We start from the raw sequence: 18,475 nt of genomic DNA on the forward strand, positions 1-18,475 counted from the left end.
GCTCTTTGCAATGAAAATCGAAAGTCGTCTCGCCCAAATCGGATCTCAAAATGAACCTGGTACCGGTGCTGTCAGCTTCCCGGTCTACCAAGCAACCGCCTTCCGCCATCCGAAGCTCGGACAAAGCACCGGATTTGATTATGCACGCACCAAAAGTCCGACCCGTAAGGTGCTTGAGGATGCCATTGCTCAGCTTGAATCGGGAGATGCAGGCTTTGCCTGCTCTTCGGGTATGGCTGCACTGCAAACGATTTTTGCATACTTCAGCCAAGGCGATCACTTGATCGTTTCTTTGGATCTCTATGGCGGGACATACCGTTTACTTGAGAAAATCATGTCGCGATTCGGCGTGACGGCTACTTATGTGGATACCAACGATCTGGATGGCCTTGAGGCCGCTTGCCAGCCGAATACCAAAGGGCTAATCATTGAGACGCCGACGAATCCGCTTATGATGATTACGGATCTCGAGCTTGTCTGTACATGGGCCCGTAAAAAGGGCATCGTGTCGATTGTCGACAACACGCTATTGACCCCGTTCCTGCAGCGCCCGATCGAACTTGGCGCAGACATTGTGGTACATAGTGCCACCAAGTATCTCGGTGGCCATAATGACGTGCTCGCCGGCCTTATCGTAACCAAAGGCAAGGAGCTTTCCGAGCAGATCGCGTTCCTGCATAACTCCATTGGCGCCGTGCTTGGACCGCAGGATAGCTGGCTGCTCATGAGAGGGATGAAGACACTCGCGCTTCGCATGGAGCGTCATGAGTATAATGCAACGGCCATCGCCAAGTTCTTGCTTGCGCATCCCCTTGTCGATGAAGTGTTCTACCCGGCATTAGAGAGCCATCCTGGCTATGCCGTACAGAACAAACAATCGAGCGGCAACACCGGCATCTTCTCTTTCAAAGTGAAGGATGCCAGGTTGATCGAACCGATTCTGCGTCATATACAGCTGATCGCCTTCGCGGAAAGTCTCGGGGGTGTAGAGTCCTTGATGACCTACCCGGCTGTGCAAACCCACGCGGATATTCCTCTGGAAATCCGCCAAAAAGTAGGCGTTGACGATCGCCTGCTGCGTTTCTCGGTAGGTATCGAGCACGTCGACGATCTGATCGCAGATCTGACGAATGCGTTCAATCTGGCGCAGGCGGAGCTTGAAGGAGGTGCTCTGTAATGAGCGCATCCAAGGACGATAAACGTAAACCGCACGGCAAGTTTGCTACGAAGCTTATTCACTTCGGTGCGGAAATCGATGAAGCGACGGGGGCATCCAGCGTGCCCTTGTATCAAGCTTCAACGTTCCATCAAGCGGATCTGGAAGTTTCGCCTGAGTATGACTACACGCGTTCCGGTAACCCAACGCGCCAAGCGCTGGAGGATTATATTGCTTTGCTGGAAGGCGGCCACCGCGGATTCGCTTTCTCTTCCGGTATGGCTGCGATATCGTCGGCACTTATGCTGCTTTCCCAGGGCGATCACGTTATTTGTACAGAGGATGTTTACGGTGGCACTTATCGCTTATTGACGACGATTATGAATCGGATGGGCGTAGAATCCACTTTCGTCGATATGACGGATATCGAGCAGGTAAAAACAGCGCTGCGTCCTAATACGAAGGCTGTATTTATGGAAACGCCGTCCAACCCGACGCTCAGAATTACGGATATCGGCGAGATTACGGCATGGGCTAAAGAGCATGACCTGCTTACCATGCTGGATAACACCTTCATGACGCCTTATCATCAGCGTCCGATTGAGCTAGGCGTTGATATTGTGCTGCATAGCGCTACGAAGTTTCTTGGCGGTCACAGTGACGTCCTTGCGGGCTTGGCCGTAACTGCCGACTCAAGCCTGGGACGCCGAATGAAACAAATTCAGAACGGCATGGGCAATGTGCTCGGCATCCAGGATTCATGGCTTCTCATTCGTGGCATGAAGACGCTCAAAGCACGTATGGAAGTATCGGAGAAAAGCGCTCGCCGACTTGCGCAGTGGCTATCCGAGCAGCCTGATATCGATTATGTCTATTACCCGGGACTGCCGAACCACCCGCGCAAAGAGATTCATGAGAAGCAGTCGCTTGGCTACGGTGCGGTTGTTTCCTTTGATGTGGGTTCTGGCGAGAAAGCAAAGAAGCTCATGAGCAAGGTACGTATTCCGCTGGTCGCAGTGAGCTTGGGTGCTGTGGAAAGCATCTTGTCCTATCCGGCGATGATGTCACATGCTGCTATGCCGAAAGAGGTGCGTTTACAGCGTGGCATTACAGATGGACTTGTCCGGTATTCGGTGGGGCTTGAGGACATTGAAGACATCATTGAAGATTTGGAACAAGCGCTTAGGAGCTAATGAGGAGCCTTGTGCGAATAGAAAGGTCAACAAAGTCAAGTAAAGCAGCGGCATGCTGCTTTTTTGCCGTTTTCGTGAATATTCGGTTAAGCCCCCTCCAAAATCCAGGGAATTGCCGTGACGGTACGAGACGATTATGTTACGATAGAAACAAGCAGATTCCACCAAAAGTGAAGAAATCCTTCGAAGACTATTCCTGTTACTTTTGGGGGAGCCCCCGTAAAATAAACACAAAAGGAGTGAGTAATCGTGAAACCGATTGATCGCATCTTACAAAAATCACTTTCGGGCGGACGAATCGATGTGGAAGAATGCATCACGCTGTTCGAGTCCGATCAAATAGAGAAGATTGGCGATACAGCCAACCAAATTATGAAAAAATGGCATCCGGACCCGATCACTACGTTCGTTATTGGCCGAAATATTAACTACACCAATATCTGCGATGTATATTGTAGATTTTGCGCGTTTTATCGCGCCCCGGGATCGGCTGAAGGTTATGTACTCCCGGATGAAACGATATTCCAAAAAATTCAAGAAACTCTTGATGTAAACGGGACAGAGATTCTTATGCAAGGCGGTACGAATCCGAACTTGCCTTTCAGTTATTACACGGATCTCTTGCGTGAAATTAAAAAGCGTTTCAACATTACGATGCACTCTTTCTCGCCGGCTGAAATCATGAAAATGAAAGATGTTTCAGATGGTTTGTCACTGGAAGAAGTCGTACGCCAATTGCATGAAGCAGGACTGGATTCCCTTCCAGGCGGCGGCGCCGAAATTCTGGATGATCGTACAAGACGCAAGATCAGTAAGCTGAAAGGCTCTTGGCGAGATTGGATGGACGTCATGCAAACCGCGCACAAACTGGGCATGCACACAACAGGCACCATGGTTATCGGTTTCGGTGAGTCGATGGAAGAGCGTGCGCTCCACATGTTGCGCATTCGTGACGCACAGGACGATGTGCTGCTCCAGAAGCTGAATACGCCTGGCTTCCTTGCGTTCATTCCTTGGACATTTCAACCGGACAATACGAACATGAAAGCGGAGAAAGTGACGCCTGAGGAATACTTGAAAACGCTGGCGATCAGCCGTATCATGCTTGATAACGTACCGAACTTCCAGTCGTCATGGGTGACGATGGGTCCAGAAATCGGTAAGCTTACACTCAGCTACGGCTGTAACGATTTCGGCAGCACGATGATCGAGGAAAATGTGGTATCCGCGGCGGGTACGACGCACAAGGTTAACGTCAGTTCGACACTGCAAATTATCCGCGAAGCGGGTAAAATCCCGGCGCAGCGCAACACGAAATACGAAATCCTGCGCGTGTTCGACGACGAAAACGTAAAAGTGGATCGGGATTTTGTGATGCAAAACTAGCTTTTTGGACATTTAGCTACGAATGATATAAAAACGCTCTTCTCACTTTCATAGAAGGTGAAAAGAGCGTTTTTTAGTTTGTCTTCAGCAGCGGAAACGTATGGATGACGGTTTTGTTTTTACCTGTCTTCTTGGCTGTATAGAGCGATTGGTCTGCTCCGCCAAAGAACTGCTCTTTACCCATTCCTTTGCTATATTCGCAAAGGCCGATGGAGATGGTCACAGCTTGGCCGCTAAGCTCGTCGTATTTGGTCTGAGAAACATGCCAGCGGATCCGTTCTAGAATTTCATAAATTCCATCCGTGCTCTTTTCAGTGAAAATAACCGCGAATTCCTCGCCGCCGTACCTAGCGGCAAAATCATTTAACCCTACGCTTTTTTTCAATATTCCGCTTACGCTGGTCAATACGGCATCGCCGGCCCGATGTCCGTAGGTGTCATTCACTTTCTTGAAATTATCGATATCAAGTACGGCAAGATGGATGCACAAGTGACCGGACTCGCTTTGTTCAATTAGTTTTTCCAAATATTCATGAAAAGTAATATGGTTGTAGAGGTCTGTCAGCGCATCCGTCTTGGACAGCTTATCCATAATGATATTTTTAATCATAAGCTCTTGTTTGAGTTCAGTCGTGGCATGCAGGTTAGCAAGAATTTCTACGCCGCGCTTCATAATACCGAATGCGATGAGAGTTGCTAATCCAAGGATTGGAATAGCTGCAAGTAAATCCGAGAGGTTAAAAAGGATTGTTAGGGACAGCAGGGAAAGAACGACTGAAATTAGAAATTTTGCGCGTTGAAAGTAAAAGATGGATACCAAAATGGGGATCAACACATAGAGCGGCGCCATTTTCACATCGTAGTTGAAATAAATGATTGTAAACGTCAGAAAGGAACCGCCGATTAAGATGAAATAATCAAGCGTTTGTTGCGATAATCTATAGGCAGCTTCCATTCCAGCCATGATAAGAACCATGATTAGCGTGGGAATTAAGATATGATTGGCGGTGATATGTTCTTGGGTTTCCACTTTGAGAAAGTAAAAAAACTCAACAGGAATTTGAATAAGGACAAGACCCCAATAAATGTGAAGCAGCTTGCGGTTCCAGTTCTGTTTGTCTGGAATATATGCGTTAATATGCATCTATACTCACTCCACTAATATCCTACTCAAGAACTACTGTAATATATATCATAACATGAATAAGGAAAGGATTGGAATAACTTTCCGTAAAGTTCGACAGGACCTGAGCAAAAGGAAATGGCAAATTGTTCGTTGTATATCTGATTCCGATCGACCATATACTTGTAAGAGGATACACCTACAGCCGGAAAGGAGTGAGCCCATGGATTGGTTTACGATTAAGATGATGAGCGTCAATGAGTCATATGTTCGTTTGCTAAGCTCTCAGATTGAGAATGAGCTGCGGCTTTTACATAGCGTACAAGGCGGTTTGACCGTTCACTATGATTTGTATGATAATTACGCGCATATTCGTGGTGTAGTGATGATCCAAGAGCAGGAAACAGTGACTTTGCGTAAGGAAATCATGGAAGCACTTGCCGGTGTACTTGCTGAGCATATAATGGCCGAGAAAGAATTGCAGATCCTTCGTCAACTGATTATAAAAGAATTTAAATACGAGGCCAAGGAAGATCTGGAGCCGATTGAGGGTTATTGTAAACAGTTTTTATACGGAGAGGCTGATTCGGGAGAATCCAGCGCACCTAATTCCGAAGAGGGAAGGCTTCGCAGAAAACAGCTGCTTGTCCAGCCGTTAATGCAATACTTGGACGAGAATTCAGAACTCAATTTGGAAGGTTTTCTAAAATTCCGGGTTTTTGATTATTTGGAAGAGCTAAGAGAAATTGCTGAATATGCCATTGACGAATTTATGATGGATCGTCAATACCAAGAGTTTATTTCGCTCTTGCAGTACTTTGTGTATATTCAAGAGGCGAAGATTCCGGCTGCCCACCTGATTCATAAGGGAGGCCATGAGTTTGTCATTTTAAATGATAAGCTGGAGCCAATCGATGCCAACGAATTCGATGCTACTTTTAAACTTGAAGTGCTGGAGAAAGATATTAATTTTGAGGATATGATTGTAAGCACGCTGATCACGGTATCTCCTGCGAACATATATATTCACACCAGAGATCCGGAAATGACCGTCATTAAAACGATTCGGCAAATATTTGATGATCGGACAACAGTTTGCTCCTATTGCCGCACCTGCCATACGTATTTGGGAGAGGTTAAAAAGCAGGACCAACTATCCCCTTGACCTTGCCCGGTAAGCCAATTATAATAATGAACGAAGGCGTTAAGATCAAAGACATGAACTATCGAGAGTGAACTGCCCAGAGAGAGGAGACCCGGCTGAAATCTCCTTCAGTGAATCGTTAGTTTACCCCTTTGTAGCCGTGTTGTGGAACTTGGCCTGCTGCAGGCTGATAGTAAACGGCACCGGAATCATTCCCGTTATCGAATGCTGATGAGGATTCGACTTCCATTTATTTATGGATAACTAGAATCGAATTAGGGTGGAACCACGAGCTGAGCATACTCGTCCCTTTTGGGATGCAGTGTGCTTTTTTGCGTTCAATATTACATTTTGGGGCCTTCGCAAAGTAATAGGACTATGCTGCGAAGCATCACTTCACTTTGTGGGGTACACTTAGGAGGACCAGAACATGGTTGTACAAGTAAAATTACCTGATGGAGCTATTAGAGAGTATGCGGTCGGAACGACGATTGAGCAAGTGGCGGAATCCATTTCATCCGGCTTGAAGAAAAATGCGATTGGCGGCAAAGTTAACGGAAAATCCGTCGATTTATCCTTCTCCTTGGAGCAAGATTCCGATGTGGAAATTTTGACTCTAGATACTGAAGCGGGTCTTGAAATGTACCGTCACAGTACTGCACATTTAATGGCCCAAGCGATCAAGCGTATTTACGGTGAGAAAGCCGTGAAGCTGGGGATCGGTCCGGTCATCGAGGACGGGTTCTACTACGATATCGATCTTGAAACGCCGTTAAGCTCTGAGGATTTGGTGAAAATCGAAAAAGAAATGGAGCGCATCACGCAGGAAAATCTGGCGATTACTCGCCGTGTAGTGTCCCGAGAAGAAGCGATCCGCATTTTTACTGAGATGGAGGATCCATATAAGCTTGAGTTGATTCGTGATTTGCCGGAGGATTCGGTACTCACGATCTATGACCAAGGTGAATTCTTCGATCTTTGCCGCGGTCCTCACTTGCCTTCTACAGGCCGGATCAAAGCGTTCAAACTACTCAGCGTAGCAGGTGCTTACTGGCGCGGCGATGCAAAAAACAAAATGCTGCAGCGTATTTACGGCACTGCCTTCCCGAAAAAAGCGCAGCTGGATGAGCACCTGCATTTGCTTGAAGAAGCGAAGAAACGCGATCACCGCAAACTCGGCAGGGAGCTCAAGATGTTTGCTTTTTCCCGGGAAGTTGGACAGGGTTTGCCGCTCTGGCTGCCTAATGGTGCAAAACTGCGCCGTACAATGGAGCGTTATATCGTTGACTTGGAAGAGCGCCTAGGCTACCAACACGTATACACGCCTGTGCTCGCAAACGTAGAACTGTACAAAACTTCAGGTCACTGGGATCACTACCATGAAGATATGTTCCCGAAAATGGTCATGGACAACGAGGAGCTCGTACTTCGTCCGATGAACTGTCCGCATCATATGATGGTGTACAAGAGTGATATGCGCAGCTATCGCGATCTCCCGATCCGTATTGCTGAGCTTGGAACGATGCACCGCTACGAAATGTCGGGTGCTCTGACAGGTCTGCACCGCGTCCGCGCGATGACTTTGAATGATGCGCATATTTTCTGCCGTTTGGATCAAATCAAGGAAGAGTTCTCCCGCGTTGTGAATTTAATTCGCCAAGTGTACGAGGATTTCGGGATCACGGACTACCGTTTCCGCCTGTCGTACCGCGATCCGAAGGATACCGAAAAATACTTCCAGGATGACGAGATGTGGGAAACTTCCCAAAGGATGCTTCGTGAAGTCGTTGAGGAACTAGGTTTGCCGTTCTACGAAGCTGAGGGTGAAGCTGCATTCTACGGGCCTAAGCTCGACGTACAAATCAAAACAGCGCTGAAGAAAGAAGAGACTCTCTCTACTGCACAGATCGATTTCTTACTACCTGAACGCTTTCAGCTTGAGTATATCGGTGATGATGGACAGAAGCATCGCCCAGTCGTTATTCACCGCGGCATTATTAGTACCATGGAGCGCATGACAGCCTTCTTGCTTGAGAACTTTGCAGGAGCGCTGCCAACCTGGTTGATGCCGGTTCAAGCCAAAGTCATTCCGGTATCCCCGGCATTCGAGGAATTCTCTAATAAAGTAACTGAGCAATTGCAAGCTGCGGGCATTCGTGTGGAAGCCGATATCCGCAATGAGAAGCTAGGCTATAAAATCCGGGAAGCGCAGCTGGAGAAAATTCCTTTCATGCTCGTAGTCGGTGAAAATGAAGTGACCAACAATAGTCTGTCCGTTCGCAAGCGCGGTCAAGGCGATTTGGGCACGCACCCGATTGCGCAAGTGATTGAAATGATCGATGAGGAAATCCGAAAAAAACAATAAATTTAAATCATAATCACGAAAAAAGCAGAGGAGCCAAGCTTCTCTGCTTTTTTCGTGATTTTTGGGGATGGCATGCATAAATCAGCATAATTGGGAAACCTTAAACAGTGGGTCTGCATCTAGACGTATACGTGTGAAAGGAATTGGACAACCTGCTATAGTAGGGGAGGTATCAAAAATTATGTTGACCGAATTGTTTAGCCAGTCCAAATGGTTCAGTATGTTGATGGTTGTTAATGTGTTGCTCGCGATTTTCGGACAAGATGAAACCAAAATCAAAGTAGCGGAGCCTCAGCAGGAAGTTCGTCCCATTACAAACAATGTTACCCATATAAAAGCTCCACAGGAAATCGATTCTTTGGTCATAAATGAGCCAGCCGCGCTACAGGTCACTCATGAACAACAACAGCGAGTCAATTACCGCTTTGTACCCAAGCTTGACTCAGACTTGTCTAAGCTTAAGGCAGTCGAAGTTGTAGCTACGGGTTATTTCGCAGGTAAAGAATCTACAGGCAAGAATCCGGATCATCCTGAATATGGAATTACCTTTTCAGGCATTAAAGTCAAGCGGGACGACAAAGCATTATCCACCATTGCAGCAGATCCGTCTGTGTTTCCGCTTGGCACCGTCTTATTTATTCCCGGTTATGGATATGGTGTCGTTGCAGACACCGGCAGTGCCATCAAAGGGAAAAAAATAGACCTTTATTTCGACACGAAAGATGCTGTGTATAAGGAATGGGGCAAGAAGACGGTAAAAGTATTTATCGTAAAAAAGGGTAACGGCAAAGTGACTGAGCTGATTTGGAATCAGCTGAAGGATGAAATAATTTCGCCGACAAAAGCACTCTAATTGATTCCAGCAGCCGGAATTTCCCGTCATAACATCCCCAATCCGGGAAATAATACGTTTTAGGGGAGGTGATGGGACATGGCAAAGAACAAAAACAATAAAAACAAACAAGCTCCAGACGTAGAGTTTGCTGCGGAAACATCAGTACCTAACAAGCAGCAAAATAATCAGCTAAACCAAACAAATAAGTAATCCCAAAAGAACATAAGTAATTTTTAAGAAGGGCCCCGCAAGGGTCTCTTCTTTTTCGTTGTTGTCGAACCGGTTTCATCATGCTCTGTCTGAAAAAAAGACCTGAGAAGGTCTTTTTTTCGTATGCATTATTCGATATAATGTAACAAAAAATAACATGGTTTTTTTGGGAAGGGGTGCCAGTTGCTTATGAAAGTAGACACGAAACGGATCAGTTGGTTCTACGGTGTCATTATTTTAGGTAGCTCGGTAAGCGGATTAGCGATTTGGATGCCTTCTCGATGGTTGACTGCTGCTTTATTGGCGGTTTTTTTGTTTATGGGCGTCTATTCATGGTTACACAGCAGAGGAACAGCGAATGATAGTTTACATCATGCCGATCAACAAGATCAGATCCTGACGTTTGTTCAAGAATCTCAAGTCGTGGCCGATCGCTTGGCTGGAGCTGTTGAAGAGATGAACCGTTCCATTGGACAATTGACCTACATTGCCGACGCCTCCATTCAAGGGGAAGAAGAATTGAAAGCTCGCAGCAACCAAGCGGTCGAGCAGCTGCAAGAGGCTTTTGCCGCGATCCAGCAAGTGGCAGCAGCGGCTGAGCAGATTTTGGATTCCTCCGTACATATGCATCAAGAAAGCGAACAAACCAAAGATACGGTAGTTGACGTATGCCGATCGCTGAACGCTACAGATGAAGTGATGACCGATTTGCATCTAAATAACGATACGATGCAGAAGAAGATTCAGGATTTAACTATTCATACATCCAAGATTGAAGAGATCAATACTTTTATCGCGGAGGTCGTTTCCCAGACTTCATTGCTGGCTCTCAATGCATCGATTGAAGCAGCGAGAGCGGGGGAGCACGGTCGCGGGTTTTCGGTCGTTGCCCAGGAGATCAAGAAGCTGGCCGCTCAAAGCCATGAAGCGGTAACAAGATCTTCCGAGATTCTTACCTCCATCGAAAGCGGCGTCTCTCAAGTCGTTACGGCCGTTGCCGCTGAGAAACAGTCTGTCGAGCACGGAATTTCAGAAATGAAAGTGATGAAGGAGAAGATCGATACGATTTTCTCATTGATTGTTCATGTGAACAATCTCGTATCCAGTACGACAAGCTCAACCAAGCAGCAATCCGCATTAGTATCAGGTACGACGAGTTCACTTGGCCAAGTCGTCGATTTAATGAACGAGACGATGGCAAGTGTTGAGCATACGGTGGAACAAATGAAGAAACAACGACGAGAGGTGACGATGCTGCAGAATACGAATCGCAATCTGGATCGTACCTCTACAGAACTGATCGAGGCCATTCAAGCTGTTGGGGTGCAAAAGAAATCAGGGTCCGTCAATGTCAACGCGCATGACATGAAGCAAATGCTTAGTTCCCTTGTGCTAATACCTGACATTACTTCATTGGACGAAGCGAAGCATAAGTCACATCTCAGCGAAGTGCTACAAAGAACGAACGGTATTGAAGCTATCTGGTCCAATCGTGCCGACGGCACCTTCATCTTCTCGCTCCCGGAAGCGGGGCTGGTTAATGCCAAGGGCCGGGATTGGTGGAAGTGTGCGATGAATGGAGAGCTCTTCGTTTCGCAGGAATACGTGTCAGCTATTACCAAAAAACCATGCATCACATTGTCTAAAGCAATTTTGGATGATCATGGAGCCCCTATCGGCGTCGTCGGTATCGATTTAATGCTGAAATAGTAGTTCTCAAAACTTATATTTTAGTGTAAAATAAGATTACTGTGATGAATGTTAACATGGGGAGACAGGTGAATTATCATGTTGAATGCTTTGCGATCAGGCGTGAAAACTCAAGGTGCGTCAAGGCGAGCTGCAGAAGTGTATCCTTTCTTGGAAGCTTATATTTCTCGCAAGGAGCAGCAAGTTGCTGAAATTGAGCAAGTCGTTGAGCGCTATGAGATGAAAAGAATGAAGGAAGAGCGGGCTTATCAGTCGATGTCATCGTTGCGCCGTATGTTTTCTGGCAGGAAACCTGACCATCATCTTGCCGTTGAATATATTCATTATGTCAAGAAGCCGATGGAGCAAGTGAAGAAACTCCGTGCTGAAATTGAGCAAGCGCGTATGATATTAAATGGATCGATGCCGAATGATGTCATCTCCGTTCCTCAAGAGATTGAACAAGAATTGTCTTAACATAGGAAAGAAACAATAATGAGGCTGCCCCTTCAGTAGTTACATCACTAGAGGGGCAGCCTCATTACTATTTCGCTCGTGGAAAGCGAGACTGTCTGATCAATAAAAGAAGCGGCCGACCTATCAGTAGCTGGAGCTACTGTCGGACAGCCGCTTTTCGTTTGCGTTGTTTCACTTTTCGCTTTTCAGTTGTCCCAAGTCCAGGAAACCGTCTTCTTGACTATAAGCGGGAACGCCGTGGATCCCTACATCTAGACCAACAAGCTCCTCGTCCCGGCTCACGCGAAGCGGCGTGACGAGTTTAATGACTTTCAAGAATCCCCATGTTAGAATGAAGCCCCAGATGCAGATCACGACAAGCCCTAAAGCTTGCACGCCTAGAAGTTCAAAGCCTCCTCCGTAGAACAGCCCCGCGGTCCCTTCTCTGATCGCATCGGGTTTTGCGAACAAACCTACCGCAAGCGTACCGATACTGCCGCTAATTCCGTGCACGGGGAACGCGCCGACTGGGTCATCGATCCTTCTGGCCTCCAGGAACTCCGTCGCATAGACCATCGCGATGCCGCAGATCGCTCCTATGAGGATGGCTGCAGCGTTGCTAACGAAAGCGCAACCGGCGGTTATGCCGACGAGACCAGCCAGAGCTCCGTTGATCACCATCGGCGGATCCGCTTTGCGATAGCGCATCATGGTGAACAGGATGCATGTCGCGCTTCCGGCCGCAGCAGCCAGCATCGTCGTAACGGCGATATGACCAATAGAGCTGTTTGTTGCGCTAAGCGTACTTCCCGAGTTGAATCCGAACCAACCGAACCAAAGGATAAATGCACCTACAGACGCCAGCGGTAAATTGGAGGGAGGGACGATGTTGGCTGTACCGTTCGCAGAGAACTTACCAATTCGAGGCCCGATGATCATGGCTGCTGCAAGTGCGGAGAAGCCGCCCAATGCGTGGATAACGGCAGAACCTGCGAAATCTACCATGCCGAGTTTGCCTAACCAGCCATTCACAGCCCAGACCCAGTGCCCGGCTACCGGGTAAATGATACCTGTCATGGCAATTGTATATAAGATGTACGCACGGAAGTTAATGCGTTCTGCAACCGCGCCAGAGACAATGGAAATGACGGCGATAACGAAAGCGCATTGAAACAACCAATATGTTTCATGTGAGATTGTTAATTGAATATGTGTTAAATCTCCTCCCATGAAGAAACCGGTTGTACCAATGAATCCTCCTACGTCTTTCCCATACATCAAAGCGAAACCGATGAAGTAAAAAACAAGTGCTCCGAAAGCAATATCTACAAATACTTTCATGATGATGCTTACTGCATTCTTCTGTCGAACAAAGCCTGCTTCCAATAAGGCAAAGCCGCCTTCCATAAGTAAAATCATAGCTGCTGTCAGGACAACCCATATGGTATCCAAACCGCTGGAAAGCTGTTGAATAGCATCCATTCTTTCATCTCCCCTTGCGTCGTAAGCGCAGGCATATATTTACCTGCTTTCATAGCAACAATTATACGGTTCTGATGATAAACATGTCAACGAAATACGTAAGAATACATAACATCAATGACCGAATGTTCGTATCTAACATGATGACATGTAAGTTAAGCTCTGAACTATTTCTAAAAACTCAGTCTAGAGACCGAGGACACCTTCAATCCCTCGTCTCTTTTCATTCCTGTCCGCATCCTTTAGACTAGAAGTATCTTAACAACCATGTACACAAATGGAGGAAGCAAGTATGAATCCGCATATGTTTCAGCGCATTATATGGGGGCTTGTCCTCGTCACGGCAGGCGTGTTCTTTCTGCTTGATCAGACGGGGCTAATCACAATCGATCTTGCGTATATGTTTTCCACTTATTGGCCGGTTATCCTCATTTTTTTCGGCTTGACGGGTTTCGCAGGACAGCAAAGGTATCATTGGGGCGGAGCGTTCTGGTGCTTCATACTTTGTGCCGTCGGCACGGTATTCCTCTTGAAAAATTTGAATCTGATGACTATATCCGTGAAAGAATTGTTTCAATATCTTTGGCCTGTCGCATTAATCTTGTTAGGGCTCGGCGTCATTTTCAAATCGGGAAGAAGAAATTCGCATGACTGGCAAACGATCCATGACGCCAAGCATCAAGCGAGAGAAGCAAGACACGAAGCTAGGCGTGAGCAGCACCGGAAACATCGAAATCCGTGGGACAATGACAACTGGAGCGGAACGACGCCGGATCGTTCTTCAGAAAAGGCAAGTGAAGTCAAAAGAGATTTGAGCGAGGAAGAAAAGGCGGTATTGAAAGATATTCACGGAGAGTTTGACGTGAACAAGCATCGTACAGACTGGGATCCAACCGAACCGCCGGCGAAGATGGATTCGCCTCGCAAGCCGCACTACCAGCGTGAACGCAAATATGACGATTTTGTCCGCAATGTGGATTCCGGCGAAGTGATGCACAGGCATGGCTTTATCGGAGATGTTCGCCTGGGCCAAGAACCATGGGAGCTGAAGCCTCTCCAAATCTCTCATTTTATCGGGGACTCAGAGATAGATCTGACACGTGCCTCCATTCCTTTAGGGGAAACCCCGATTAACGTTACAGCATTTATAGGCGATGTGAAAATATTCATCCCTAACGATATCGACGTTGAAGTGCGCGTGATGGCCAGCTCGTTTATTGGCGATATGAAGGTCTTGGATCGGCGTGAGAGCGGATTTCTTCGCAACGTAAGAACGCAAACTTCTCATTATGAGGAAGCGGAGCGCAAACTGATCGTCACAACAAGCATGTTTATTGGAGATATTACGATAAAAAGGATAGGTTGAGACACGGTATGTACAAATTGCGCATGTTTAACATGAAATGGCAGCTGCTTAATTATTTTCTCATATCTAGTTTGATTACCGTATCCAGCATCTATATTGTCCTCGAATATTTCAAGGAAGAGTTGACTTCCTGGGAATTTAGGCTTTGGTTTGCCGCCGCCATCCTTGTTGCATGTCTGACTGTCGGTTATATAGCTACGAAAAGATGGCAGCGCAAAGTCGACGAGCTTCACCTCGCGATGCTTGAAATATCCAAAGGCAATTTCGCCAGCCGCATTGAACTTGAACCAGTCGAGCCCTTTTTATATTTATATGAAGCTTTCAATACAATGGCTTCTGCCGTCCAAGAACGTGTACAATTGCTCCAGAAGTTCGGCGAGGCGGAAGCGATCCGCGATCAAGAGCTGACGGAGAATGCGGTCATGGAGGAAAGACGCCGTCTTGCACGGGACCTTCACGATACGGTTAGTCAGGAACTTTTCGCGATCCATATGTCCGCTTCTTCGCTGCCGAAAATTTTGGAGAGAAACCCGGATGCCGCATCAGGGGTAATGAATCAACTGATTCAGATGTCTCATCATGCGCAGAAACAGATGCGCGGATTAATTTCACAACTAAGACCGATTGAACTGAATGACATGAGCTTACAAGAAGCTCTGGAGAAATGGTTTCCGGAATATTGCCGGACCCACGAACTTCAGGGCCAACTTGATGTTGTGGTTGGCGAATCCATGTCGGAGGCAATTGAGCATCAGTTTTTTCTTATTATCCAGGAAGGGCTTGCAAATGTGATTAAACACGCTTCGGCGAAGCAGGTTAGATTGGCGATTCATGAGAGAGAGCATCAATACGTGCTCCAACTGCAGGACGATGGACAGGGATTCGAACGGAGCGATATTCCTTCAGCTTCCCATGGGCTATCGACGATGAGGGAGCGGGCGCAAAAGCTTGGCGGTGAAGTGGAAATTGACAGTAAACCGGGCGCTGGAACGAGAGTTCGTGTAAAAATTCCGCGATTTGCGGAGGAGCCGAGCGGATTGACTTTGGTAAGAGAGGATGAGCGGAATGAGCACTAATATTCAAATAATGATCGTCGATGATCACGATATGGTCCGAGTAGGGCTGCGAACTTATATTTCACTAGAGCCTGGTTTAGAAGTCATTGGAGAAGCAAGCAATGGAAAAGAAGCATTGGATAAGTTAGATCAATGGAGCCGCGAGAGCTCGCAGCAATTACCGGATATTATCCTAATGGATCTAACGATGCCCGTCATGGACGGAATATCGGCTACGAAGCTTGTTTGTGAGAAATATCCTCAGATGAAGGTCATCATGCTGACAAGTTTTCTGGAAGAGGCTAAAGTTGTGGAAGCAGTGGAATCGGGCGCGATCAGCTACATGCTCAAAACCGTTTCTTCTGATCAGCTAATCCATGCGATTCAAAGTGCTTACCGAGGGATGCCTGTTATGAATTCAGAAGTTTCGTTGGCCCTGACCAGAGGGATTAGACAGCGTAACGCGCAGCCTGAAGAGGAAGGGCTGACTACGCGGGAAAGGGAAGTGCTTCTGCTCATAGCGGAAGGCAAAAGCAATAAAGAGATTTCGGAAGAGCTTTTTATCAGCATTAAAACGGTCAAAACGCATGTAAGCAATTTGCTCATGAAGTGTGAATTGGAGGATCGCACCCAACTGGCTATCTTCGCTCATCGCAAAGGATGGGTCTAATAAAAGGGAGATCCTGCACATAAAAACTACATTTTGGCACACTCTATGGGTAAGCATCAATACTATGAGCGCCTAAGCTTATGCTTACGATGCCAGTTTTGTCAAGACAAAACTCTAAGGAGTGTCAAGAAATGAAACCATTATCATCATCGCTTACGCAGGTGCAAGAGTCTTTTGACAGCGTACGTGACCACCTGCATGAATTTGAGTTCGCTTTAGGCGGAAACTGGGACTACGATCATGGTTACTTTGACCGTAATTTAGATGAAGCGAATAAGGTTTGGCTCCGGATTCCTTTTCAGATGGTAACAGGAAGAATCGAAGGGGATACGGAAGCTACTGATGCCATCGTAAAGATGGGAACGCCTTTTGTTTTGAAGCATGTTTACAATGAAGGGCTTGACCAAGGGGCGGAAGCAGAAACCTACGGAGCTCTCATCGATCAGTTTCAAACCCCGCTGAATCCCGATGCGGAAATCGAGGACAAATGGGTTGAGAAAGCGGAAGGACTGCTCAAGAGGGTCGAAAAAGCATGGATTCATTGAAATAGGTCAGAATCCTGCAACAATAATAATGATTTCTGTTTTTTACCTCCAATTTATCGTTTTTTAATATTGGTTTAAGGTTGTAGGTGCATGATAGAACCATAGACAGCAAGACCTACTACTTCAATAAGAAACTATGCACAGCATGCACTTATAACTTTTAAACGAACATGTGGAGGTAAGGACGATGGAAGACAATAAAAAAGATTACAGCGACTTCTTTAAGCCGCAGAACAATGATAGCAACGACAAAGGGCAAGAAGCAAAACAAGAGCCGGATCAAAAGAGACCTTCTTACTACTACTCTTATGGTCCTTACAAATCAGCTTTTAATGAGAATAACGAAACGGATCAGCTAACCACCTCAGCGTCGGGTTCTGAAGGAACATCCAGTGTTGAAGTGACACCGCCCAAGAATTTACGTCCTTTCAGTTTCCAAACGGATGCAGGGGCACAGCAAGGGCCGGGGCCTTGGGATTACACTGCTAAGAAACGTTCATCTGCAAAAAGTATTTTCGCGGCTTTTATGGCCGGCGCCCTGGTCATAAGCGCTCTCATGTTTACGGCGGACAAAACGAATTTGTTCACAGGAAACGAGAAGCCGCTTGCATCTAGCGGCTCCACGACAACAACGGCGACGAGCTCGAACGGCAACAGCGGCGATGTGAAAAATGTAGGACTTGACGTTGCTCGTCCGAACAACATTTCTGAGATCGCTCAAAATGCCGGCCCGGCAATCGTCAAAATTGAAGCGTTTGTAAAATCGAAAAGATCGTCCCGCAGCAGCGGCAACTCCTTGTTCGACGATCCGTTCTTCCGTCAATTTTTTGGCGACAATGGCGGAGGCGGTACCGACCAAAATCAACAGGATTCCGGCAACGGAGATTTGCAGGCGGCAGGGATGGGAACAGGATTTATTTTCGAGAAAACGGGGTATATCCTGACGAACGAACACGTGATCGATGGCGCCGATGAAGTTCAAGTAACCGTACAAGGGTACGACAAACCATTCACAGCCAAAGTGCTTGGAACCAGCTATGATTTGGACTTGGCGGTACTCAAAGTCGAAGGAGACAAAGACTTCCCTATTCTTCCGCTCGGCAAGGCAGAAGACGTGAATGTCGGCGATTGGGTTGTTGCGATCGGTAACCCGTACGGTTTTGACCACACGGTTACAGTAGGCGTACTGAGTGCCAAAGAGCGTCCGATCAGCATTCCGGATTCTAAAGGAACCCGCGAATACAAACACTTGCTGCAAACGGATGCATCCATTAACCCGGGCAACTCCGGCGGACCGCTGCTTAACTTGAACGGCGAAGTGATCGGTATTAATACCGCCGTAAGCTCCCAGGCGCAAGGTATTGGATTTGCGATTCCAACAAGCACGATCTCATCCGTCCTGGACAATTTGAAAAACAACGTCGAAATCCCTAAAGAACCGGTTCCTTACCTCGGCGTAGGGCTTCAAGACATCGGCAAAGATTGGGTTAGCGAATTGAAGCTTTCGAATACAGACGGTGCATTGGTTGGCAGTGTGCAGCGCAAAAGTCCTGCATTCCAAGCGGGCCTGCGTCAATATGATGTGATCGTGGACATCAACGGCACGAAAGTGAAAAACTCGCAAGAGTTAATTACCAAAGTACAGGCTGCAAAAGTTGGCGACAAAGTGACGCTAGGACTTATTCGTGACGGCAAGCGCTTGGAAGTGCCGGTCACGATTGGCGATAAAAATACACTCACAGAAAGCGCAGCAAAATAATTAGCATTTAATCAGGAAGTGGAGTCCCGCGGCCGCAAGCT

General features: G+C 47.0%; 15 protein-coding genes. 13 read left to right on the forward strand and 2 right to left on the reverse strand.

The window, feature by feature from the left end; translation table 11 throughout:
* Nucleotides 1–10: 10 nt before the first annotated feature.
* From ICC18_RS08365 to mqnC, 3 genes are all read left to right on the forward strand, one after another.
* Nucleotides 11–1,177 (forward strand): aminotransferase class I/II-fold pyridoxal phosphate-dependent enzyme, encoded by a 1,167-nt coding sequence (locus ICC18_RS08365; RefSeq protein WP_188173890.1) that lies wholly within the window; start codon nt 11–13, stop codon nt 1,175–1,177.
* Nucleotides 1,177–2,349, forward strand: coding sequence for a trans-sulfuration enzyme family protein (locus tag ICC18_RS08370; protein WP_188173891.1), 1,173 nt, complete (start codon nt 1,177–1,179; stop codon nt 2,347–2,349). Before ICC18_RS08365 ends, ICC18_RS08370 begins: the two co-directional genes overlap by 1 nt.
* A 249-nt stretch (nt 2,350–2,598) precedes the next feature.
* Nucleotides 2,599–3,735 (forward strand): cyclic dehypoxanthinyl futalosine synthase, encoded by a 1,137-nt coding sequence (gene mqnC / locus ICC18_RS08375; RefSeq protein WP_188173892.1) that lies wholly within the window; start codon nt 2,599–2,601, stop codon nt 3,733–3,735.
* Nucleotides 3,736–3,808: 73 nt separating this feature from the next.
* Here mqnC and ICC18_RS08380 read toward each other — a convergent pair whose 3' ends face one another.
* On the reverse strand, nt 3,809–4,879 hold the full coding sequence (locus ICC18_RS08380) for a GGDEF domain-containing protein (RefSeq protein WP_188173893.1): 1,071 nt from the start codon (nt 4,877–4,879) through the stop codon (nt 3,809–3,811).
* Between the two features lie 202 nt (nt 4,880–5,081).
* Between ICC18_RS08380 and ICC18_RS08385 the strand changes: the two genes are divergently transcribed.
* The 5 genes from ICC18_RS08385 to ICC18_RS08405 all read left to right on the forward strand — a co-directional run bounded on the left by ICC18_RS08385 (nt 5,082) and on the right by ICC18_RS08405 (nt 11,578).
* Entirely contained in the window at nt 5,082–6,023 is a 942-nt protein-coding gene (locus ICC18_RS08385; protein WP_188173894.1) for a putative sporulation protein YtxC, read from the forward strand.
* Nucleotides 6,024–6,432: 409 nt separating this feature from the next.
* Nucleotides 6,433–8,367 carry a threonine--tRNA ligase gene (gene thrS, locus ICC18_RS08390; RefSeq protein ID WP_188173895.1) on the forward strand — a complete coding sequence of 645 codons (1,935 nt, stop codon included), beginning with the start codon at nt 6,433–6,435 and terminating at the stop codon, nt 8,365–8,367.
* A 181-nt stretch (nt 8,368–8,548) separates the two neighbouring features.
* A complete protein-coding gene (locus tag ICC18_RS34470; protein ID WP_188173896.1) occupies nt 8,549–9,220 on the forward strand; it encodes a 3D domain-containing protein in 672 nt (223 codons plus the stop codon).
* Between the two features lie 381 nt (nt 9,221–9,601).
* Nucleotides 9,602–11,122, forward strand: a complete 1,521-nt coding sequence (locus ICC18_RS08400; protein WP_188173897.1) for a methyl-accepting chemotaxis protein — start codon at nt 9,602–9,604, stop codon at nt 11,120–11,122.
* Between the two features lie 78 nt (nt 11,123–11,200).
* Nucleotides 11,201–11,578: a hypothetical protein gene (locus ICC18_RS08405; RefSeq protein WP_188173898.1), complete on the forward strand. Its 378-nt coding sequence runs from the start codon at nt 11,201–11,203 to the stop codon at nt 11,576–11,578.
* Between the two features lie 171 nt (nt 11,579–11,749).
* Here the strand turns inward: ICC18_RS08405 and ICC18_RS08410 are convergent, their stop codons facing one another.
* Nucleotides 11,750–13,039 (reverse strand): ammonium transporter, encoded by a 1,290-nt coding sequence (locus tag ICC18_RS08410; protein ID WP_188173899.1) that lies wholly within the window; start codon nt 13,037–13,039, stop codon nt 11,750–11,752.
* A gap of 292 nt (nt 13,040–13,331) precedes the next feature.
* Between ICC18_RS08410 and liaF the strand changes: the two genes are divergently transcribed.
* From liaF to ICC18_RS08435, 5 genes are all read left to right on the forward strand, one after another.
* Nucleotides 13,332–14,405 (forward strand): cell wall-active antibiotics response protein LiaF, encoded by a 1,074-nt coding sequence (gene liaF / locus ICC18_RS08415; RefSeq protein WP_188173900.1) that lies wholly within the window; start codon nt 13,332–13,334, stop codon nt 14,403–14,405.
* 8 nt (nt 14,406–14,413) lie between these two features.
* A complete protein-coding gene (locus ICC18_RS08420; protein WP_188173901.1) occupies nt 14,414–15,481 on the forward strand; it encodes a HAMP domain-containing sensor histidine kinase in 1,068 nt (355 codons plus the stop codon).
* Nucleotides 15,471–16,130, forward strand: coding sequence for a response regulator (locus tag ICC18_RS08425; protein ID WP_188173902.1), 660 nt, complete (start codon nt 15,471–15,473; stop codon nt 16,128–16,130). Before ICC18_RS08420 ends, ICC18_RS08425 begins: the two co-directional genes overlap by 11 nt.
* Nucleotides 16,131–16,261: 131 nt before the next feature.
* On the forward strand, nt 16,262–16,675 hold the full coding sequence (locus ICC18_RS08430; protein ID WP_188173903.1) for a YugN family protein: 414 nt from the start codon (nt 16,262–16,264) through the stop codon (nt 16,673–16,675).
* A 187-nt stretch (nt 16,676–16,862) separates the two neighbouring features.
* The gene (locus ICC18_RS08435; protein ID WP_188173904.1) at nt 16,863–18,434 is read left to right on the forward strand and encodes a S1C family serine protease; all 1,572 of its coding nucleotides are present in this window, start codon (nt 16,863–16,865) and stop codon (nt 18,432–18,434) included.
* Nucleotides 18,435–18,475 lie beyond the last annotated feature (41 nt).

Source organism: Paenibacillus sedimenti (assembly GCF_014534655.1).
Classification (GTDB): domain Bacteria; phylum Bacillota; class Bacilli; order Paenibacillales; family NBRC-103111; genus Paenibacillus_E; species Paenibacillus_E sedimenti.